Origin of the sequence: Nonomuraea antri (genome assembly GCF_013283785.1) — a bacterium.
Taxonomy (GTDB): domain Bacteria; phylum Actinomycetota; class Actinomycetes; order Streptosporangiales; family Streptosporangiaceae; genus Nonomuraea; species Nonomuraea antri.
The window spans coordinates 1-5821 of sequence record NZ_JABCPZ010000383.1 but is presented as its reverse complement, the minus strand read 5'-3'; the positions used below and the strand labels follow the sequence as shown (position 1 = coordinate 5821).

Genomic DNA, 5821 nt, shown 5'->3' with positions numbered 1-5821 from the left:
CCCCAGGCCCGCGCCCAAGATCCGGGTCGGCACCGCGCCCGCGCCGCCGCGCAGGAAGAACCCGATGGCCACGCTGCTGCTCATGGCGGTGCTGGTGACCGTCATCGCCTCCACCGCGGCCATCGCCTTCGCCCGCTGAGCCGCTCCCGTCGTCAGTCCGGCCCCGCGTTGGGGCCGGGCAGACCGGCCACGAAGGGGGAGCGGCCGCGGAAGCCGCGGCGGAAGCGCCCGGGCGGGCCGGTGCCGAAGAACTCCGCGAGCCACGCCTGGTGTTCGAGCTTCTCCACGCGTATCGCCTCGGCCAGGCGATGGGTACGGTGATCCCGGCCCGCGGTCAGCTCGCACAGCTCGGTGTAGGGGGCCACGGCCCGGCGGGCGTACCCGGCGAACGCCGTGCCCGGGTCTGATGCGTCCGGGCCGGGCTCCGGCGGTGATCCGGCGGACTCGCCGAGGAACCGTCCGAGGTCGTCCGGCAGCCGGCCGTCGAGCTCGTAGACGCGGCCGACCAGGGCGTCGAAATGGCGCCGGTCCTCGGCGCGGATGTCCGCGAGAATCTCGCGCAGCCCCTCGCCGCCGGGGCCGGGCGGCTCGGCGATCAGGATCGTGCAGCGGTAGACGGCGATCAGCTCCGCGCGGGCGGCGGAGACCAGCCGGTCGATCAGGGCGGGCACGGCGACGCCCGCCCGCTCGACCCTCTCGCGTGCCAGTCCCATGGCGATCGCGGTCAGGCCGCTGACGGCTCGGCCGGGACTCGTTCCTGCGGGTTGAGCGCCAGGAACGCCGCGCCCGCCAGCGCGCCGCCCACCAGGTCGGCCAGGAGCCAGACCCAGATCTTCGACCAGGCGAACAGCCCCATGGACGCGGCGCCGACGGCCACCGCCGGGTTGAACGCCCCGCCGGAGACGCCGCCGACCGCGAACGCCCCGGCCGCCACGGTGAAGCCGATGGCCAGCCCGTAGAAGCTGTTGCCCGGGTGGTCCCTGCTGGTGGCGGCGTTCAGCACCACGTACGCGAGCGCGAACGTGAACAGCGCCTCGGCCAGCAGCGACACCCACAGCCCCCGCCCCGAGGGCGACAGCGCCGGCATCGTGGCCGGCCCGGCCACGTAGGTGGCCGCGAACGCCGCCACGACCCCCGCGACGAGCTGGGCCGCCCAGTAGGGGAGCGCGTCGCCCAGGCCGATCCGGCCGCGCAGCAGCACGGCCAGGGTGACGGCCGGGTTGTAGTGGGCGCCGGAGACGTGGCCCCCGGCGTAGACCATGACCATGAGCATCGCCCCGATGGCCACCGGGGCCAGCGGCGCCTTGGCCAGAACCGTCGCGCCGACCGTGAAGACCAGGAAGAACGTTCCGATGAACTCCGTGACGTACCTGCGCATGACAGCCTCCCGGCGCATGAACATGACGAATGGGGCCGCAGAATCAGGCACATCGTGGCACCAGCGCGGTGTGCCGGACGTTGCGAGATCCTTACGGCCCCTTACGGCCCTCTTACGGCCCCGGGTGCTCGCGCCCGCACCTGGCGGGCGGGGGCGCGAGCACGGGCGGCCCGGTCAGCAGAGGCTGTTCCAGTCGATGGCCTTGCCCGCGGCCGCCTTGATCAGCCGGCACGCGATGGCGGCCAGCCCGCCGGTGTAACCCCCGACGATCGCGCAGACCGTGTTGCCGAACAGCTGGTAGACCGCGTAGACGGCGCGGGCCTTCCAGCAGTTGAGCCCGTCCAGCGGGCCGGCGCCCGGGGGCATGGCGGGCGCCTGCGGTATCGCCTGGATCTGCTCGGGGCTCAGGCCTGCGGCCAGCTCGTCCAGCACGTTCTCGGCGCCGTCGCCGAACTGCGCCAGAACCTGGGCCACGGCCGGGTGCTCGCGCAGCGCGGCCTTGTTGTCGTCATGGGTGTCGAGGTGGTTCATGAGGTTCTCCTCGGTCGTGGTGCTCGTGCTTGACACGACCGAGGAAAGCCGGGAGATCAGGGTGTCCAACAGGGGCTCGGACGGACCCGTCCGAACTCGGGCCAGGGTGGGACGGGCTCAGCCCGCGGTGAACCCGGCCGTCGGCTCGCGGCGCCGGCGCCGGGCATGCGGCCGGGCCGGTCGCGACGGCGACCGGCCCGGGCGTCAGGGATCAGACGAGGTCGAACCGGTCGAGGTTCATCACCTTGTCCCACGCGGCGACGAAGTCCTTGACGAACTTCTCCTTCGCGTCGTCGCTGGCGTAGACCTCGGCGAGGGCGCGCAGCTCGGAGTTGGAGCCGAAGACCAGGTCGGCCCGGCTGCCGGTCCACTTGACCGCACCGGTCGCCGTGTCGCGGCCCTCGAAGGTGTTGGCGTCGGCGGCGGTCGACGTCCACGTCGTGCCCAGGTCGAGCAGGTTGACGAAGAAGTCGTTCGTCAGGGCGCCCGGCGTGGTGGTCAGGACGCCGAGCTGCGAGCGCTGGTGGTTGGCGCCCAGCACGCGCAGGCCGCCGACGAGCACCGTCATCTCGGGGGCGCTCAGGTTGAGCAGGTTCGCCCGGTCGAGCAGCAGGTACTCGGCGGGCAGGCGGTTGCCCTTGCCCACGTAGTTGCGGAAGCCGTCGGCGCGCGGCTCGAGCGCGGCGAACGACTCGACGTCCGTCTGCTCCTGCGAGGCGTCGACGCGGCCGGCCGTGAAGGGCACCTGGACGTCGAAGCCGGCGTCCTTGGCGGCCTTCTCGACGCCCGCGCAGCCGGCGAGCACGATCAGGTCGGCCAGCGAGACCTGCTTGCCGCCGGTCTGGGCGCCGTTGAAGGCCTTCTGGATGCCTTCGAGGGTGCCGAGCACGGTGGCCAGGCGGTCGGGGTCGTTGACCTCCCAGCCGCTCTGCGGCTGCAGGCGGATGCGGGCGCCGTTGGCGCCGCCGCGCTTGTCGCTGCCGCGGAAGGAGGAGGCCGAGGCCCACGCGGTGGACACCAGCTCGGACACCGACAGGCCGGAGGCGAGGATCTGGCCCTTGAGCGCGGCCACGTCGGCGTCGTCGACCAGCTCGTGCGTCAGCGCGGGCAGCGGGTCCTGCCACAGCAGCGTCTCGGCCGGAACCTCCGGGCCGAGGTAGCGCGCGACCGGGCCCATGTCACGGTGGGTCAGCTTGAACCACGCCTTGGCGAAGGCGTCGGCGAGCTCGTCGGGGTGCTCCAGCCAGCGCCGGGTGATCTGCTCGTAGATCGGGTCGACGCGCAGCGAGAGGTCGGTCGTCAGCATCGTCGGGGCGACGCGCTTGTCCGGGTCGTGGGCGTCGGGCACGGTGCCGTCGCCCGCGCCGTCCTTCGGCCGCCACTGGTGTGCGCCCGCCGGGCTCTTGAACAGCTCCCACTCGTAGCCGTAGAGGATCTCCAGGAAGCTGTTGTCCCAGGTCGTGGGCGTGTTCGTCCAGATGCCCTCAAGGCCGCTGGTGATCGTGTCCGCGCCCTTGCCAGTGCCGAAGGTGTTGCTCCAGCCCAGGCCCATCGCCTCGATCGGGGCGGCCTCGGGGTCGGCGCCGACGTGCTCGGACGGGCCGGCGCCGTGCGTCTTGCCGAACGTGTGGCCGCCGACGATCAGGGCCGCCGTCTCCTCGTCGTTCATCGCCATCCGGCGGAACGTCTCGCGGATGTCGCGGGCCGCGGCCATCGGGTCGGGGTTGCCGTTCGGGCCCTCGGGGTTGACGTAGATGAGGCCCATCTGCACCGCGGCGAGCGGGTTCTCCAGCTCGCGGTCACCGGTGTAGCGCTCGTCGCCGAGCCAGGTGGACTCGGGGCCCCAGTAGACGTCCTCGTCGGCCTCCCACACGTCCGCGCGGCCGCCGGCGAAGCCGAAGGTCTTGAAGCCCATCGACTCCAGGGCCACGTTGCCGGTGAGGATCAGCAGGTCGGCCCAGGACAGCTTCTTGCCGTACTTCTTCTTGACCGGCCACAGCAGGCGGCGGGCCTTGTCGAGGTTGCCGTTGTCGGGCCAGCTGTTGAGCGGGGCGAAGCGCTGCTGGCCGGCGCCGGCGCCGCCGCGGCCGTCGCTGATCCGGTACGTGCCGGCGCTGTGCCACGCCATGCGGATCATGAACGGGCCGTAGTGGCCGAAGTCGGCCGGCCACCAGTCCTGCGAGGTGGTCAGCACCTCGGCGATGTCCCGCTTGACGGCCGCGAGGTCGAGGCTCTTGAACTCCTCGGCGTAGTCGAAGCCCTCGCCCATCGGGTCGGCGACGGCCGGGTTCTTGGCGAGGATCTTCAGGTTGAGCCGCTCCGGCCACCACTGGCGGTTACCGCCGCCCTGGGTCGGGTGCGCGGCGCGCTGTCCGTGCGCGACCGGGCAGCCGCCCGTCTCCTCGGGCTTGGGGTCGGTGACGATGGCGTCATGGTTCTCGGACATGGGAATCCTTCCGGGACTAACGGGATCACAGTGCTCAAGATCGGTGAGTGGCCGCGCAGCCGGGGCACCGGCCCCAGTAGATGACCTCGGCCTCCTCGATGGAGAAGCCGTGGTCGTCGGCCGCGGTCAGGCATGGCGCGTGCCCGACCGCGCAGTCGACGTCCGCGACGGCGCCGCACGACCGGCACACGATGTGGTGATGGTTGTCGCCGACCCGCCCCTCGAACCTGGCCGGGCTGCCGGCCGGTTCGATGCGGCGTACGAGACCCGCCGCGGCGAGCGCGTTGAGTGCCTCGTACACGGCTTGAAGTGAGATGTGGCCGACACGATCGCGCACCCCGGAGGCGATCTCCTCGACGTCGAGGTGGTCACCGTCCCGGACGGTTTCGAGCAGTGCGACGCGGGCGGCCGTCACCCGCAGGCCCGCACCGCGCAGTTCCTCGGCGATGGTCGGAGTCCTGGATGCGGTCATGCCGTCCAACCTATCCTCATAAACCTGAATGATACAAGAGAACGAATGACCCAAGTTAAGGGACGCGCCGGTAAACGGTGAAGAATTCCCAGGTGAGAGGGCTAGGCGGGGGCCGGGTCGAGCCGGATGAAGGTGGCGCCGGCGACGGCCGCGCGGGCGCCGAGCACATGTCCGTCGCACATCTTCGTCTCCGTTCCCGCCCTGTCGATCACCTTCCAGGTCACGGGCTCCTGGCACGGCCGGTCGGCACGGTCGTAGCTCCACGTGCGCCGGCACACCCGGCAGGTGGAGACGCCGGCCTGGGAGTCGAGGGTGTTGCCGTGCTCCGGGCAGACGCGCCAGGGCATGCCGCACGGCTCGACCTGGACGGCGGCCAGGTCCGCGGCCGCCCGCCGCAGGCTCTCCGCGCCCTGGGCCAGCAGGTCGGCGGAGTGGCGGGCCGCGGCGACGGGCGCGCGCTCCGGCGAGTCGTCGGGCGTGGTGTCGGGGAGCGCCCAGACCTCGGCGGCGAGCGCCTCGGCGCGACCGGCGAGCGTGCGCAGATGTGCGGGAGTGACGATCATGCTGGCTTCCATCTCACGTAGGCCGGCGCGGCGGCGGCCGGGGGACAGGCTGCTGATCTGGACCCTACGTCGCGGGCGGGCGCCTGGTCGGGAACGAAGGTCTTGCTCTTGTACGCGCTCGCGCGGCGGCCCGGTTCACTTCGATGCCATCTGGCGGGGTATCCCGGGTGAAGGGGGCGGACGCTCACACAATGGGGCAATGGCATACCCTCCACAGCCTCCCCCGCGCGAGCCGTGGGGCCCACAGGCGCAGGGATCACCGGAATCGCACGGCCGGCCCGGATACGGCCCACAGCCCCGGCAAGGCGGCCCGTGGTTCAACACCGTCATGGTCGAGGCGACAAAGCCTTCACCTACCGATTGAGAACGTTTGCCGAACGTCGGCCGGGTATCCAGAGGCCCCTATGAGCGACGTGGAAACCGGCACAATC

At 71.9% G+C, this 5821-nt stretch carries 6 protein-coding genes; all 6 read right to left on the bottom strand.

The genetic code is table 11. The annotated features are described in order from the left end of the window. Positions 1-152: 152 nt before the first annotated feature. The 6 genes from HII36_RS52755 to HII36_RS52730 all read right to left on the bottom strand — a co-directional run bounded on the left by HII36_RS52755 (position 153) and on the right by HII36_RS52730 (position 5390). Complete coding sequence (locus tag HII36_RS52755) at positions 153-713, bottom strand: ferritin-like domain-containing protein (RefSeq protein WP_173530954.1); 561 nt, start codon at positions 711-713, stop codon at positions 153-155. 11 nt (positions 714-724) lie between these two features. Next, the gene (locus HII36_RS52750) at positions 725-1378 is read right to left on the bottom strand and encodes an MIP/aquaporin family protein (protein WP_173530953.1); all 654 of its coding nucleotides are present in this window, start codon (positions 1376-1378) and stop codon (positions 725-727) included. A gap of 174 nt (positions 1379-1552) precedes the next feature. After that, positions 1553-1909, bottom strand: a complete 357-nt coding sequence (locus HII36_RS52745) for a hypothetical protein (RefSeq protein WP_173530952.1) — start codon at positions 1907-1909, stop codon at positions 1553-1555. A gap of 211 nt (positions 1910-2120) precedes the next feature. Continuing rightward, positions 2121-4355 (bottom strand): catalase/peroxidase HPI, encoded by a 2235-nt coding sequence (gene katG, locus HII36_RS52740; RefSeq protein ID WP_173530951.1) that lies wholly within the window; start codon positions 4353-4355, stop codon positions 2121-2123. A 34-nt stretch (positions 4356-4389) separates the two neighbouring features. Then, a complete protein-coding gene (locus HII36_RS52735; RefSeq protein WP_173530950.1) occupies positions 4390-4827 on the bottom strand; it encodes a Fur family transcriptional regulator in 438 nt (145 codons plus the stop codon). A 101-nt stretch (positions 4828-4928) separates the two neighbouring features. Next, positions 4929-5390 carry a hypothetical protein gene (locus HII36_RS52730; protein ID WP_173530949.1) on the bottom strand — a complete coding sequence of 154 codons (462 nt, stop codon included), beginning with the start codon at positions 5388-5390 and terminating at the stop codon, positions 4929-4931. Positions 5391-5821: the final 431 nt, after the last annotated feature.

Excerpts from the sequence above, each read along its gene's own strand:
- HII36_RS52755 (WP_173530954.1), bottom strand. The coding sequence starts at position 713 with ATGGGACTGGCACGCGAGAGGGTCGAGCGGGCGGGCGTCGCCGTGCCC.
- HII36_RS52750 (WP_173530953.1), bottom strand. The coding sequence starts at position 1,378 with ATGCGCAGGTACGTCACGGAGTTCATCGGAACGTTCTTCCTGGTCTTC.
- HII36_RS52745 (WP_173530952.1), bottom strand. The coding sequence starts at position 1,909 with ATGAACCACCTCGACACCCATGACGACAACAAGGCCGCGCTGCGCGAG.
- katG (WP_173530951.1), bottom strand. The coding sequence starts at position 4,355 with ATGTCCGAGAACCATGACGCCATCGTCACCGACCCCAAGCCCGAGGAG.
- HII36_RS52735 (WP_173530950.1), bottom strand. The coding sequence starts at position 4,827 with ATGACCGCATCCAGGACTCCGACCATCGCCGAGGAACTGCGCGGTGCG.
- HII36_RS52730 (WP_173530949.1), bottom strand. The coding sequence starts at position 5,390 with ATGATCGTCACTCCCGCACATCTGCGCACGCTCGCCGGTCGCGCCGAG.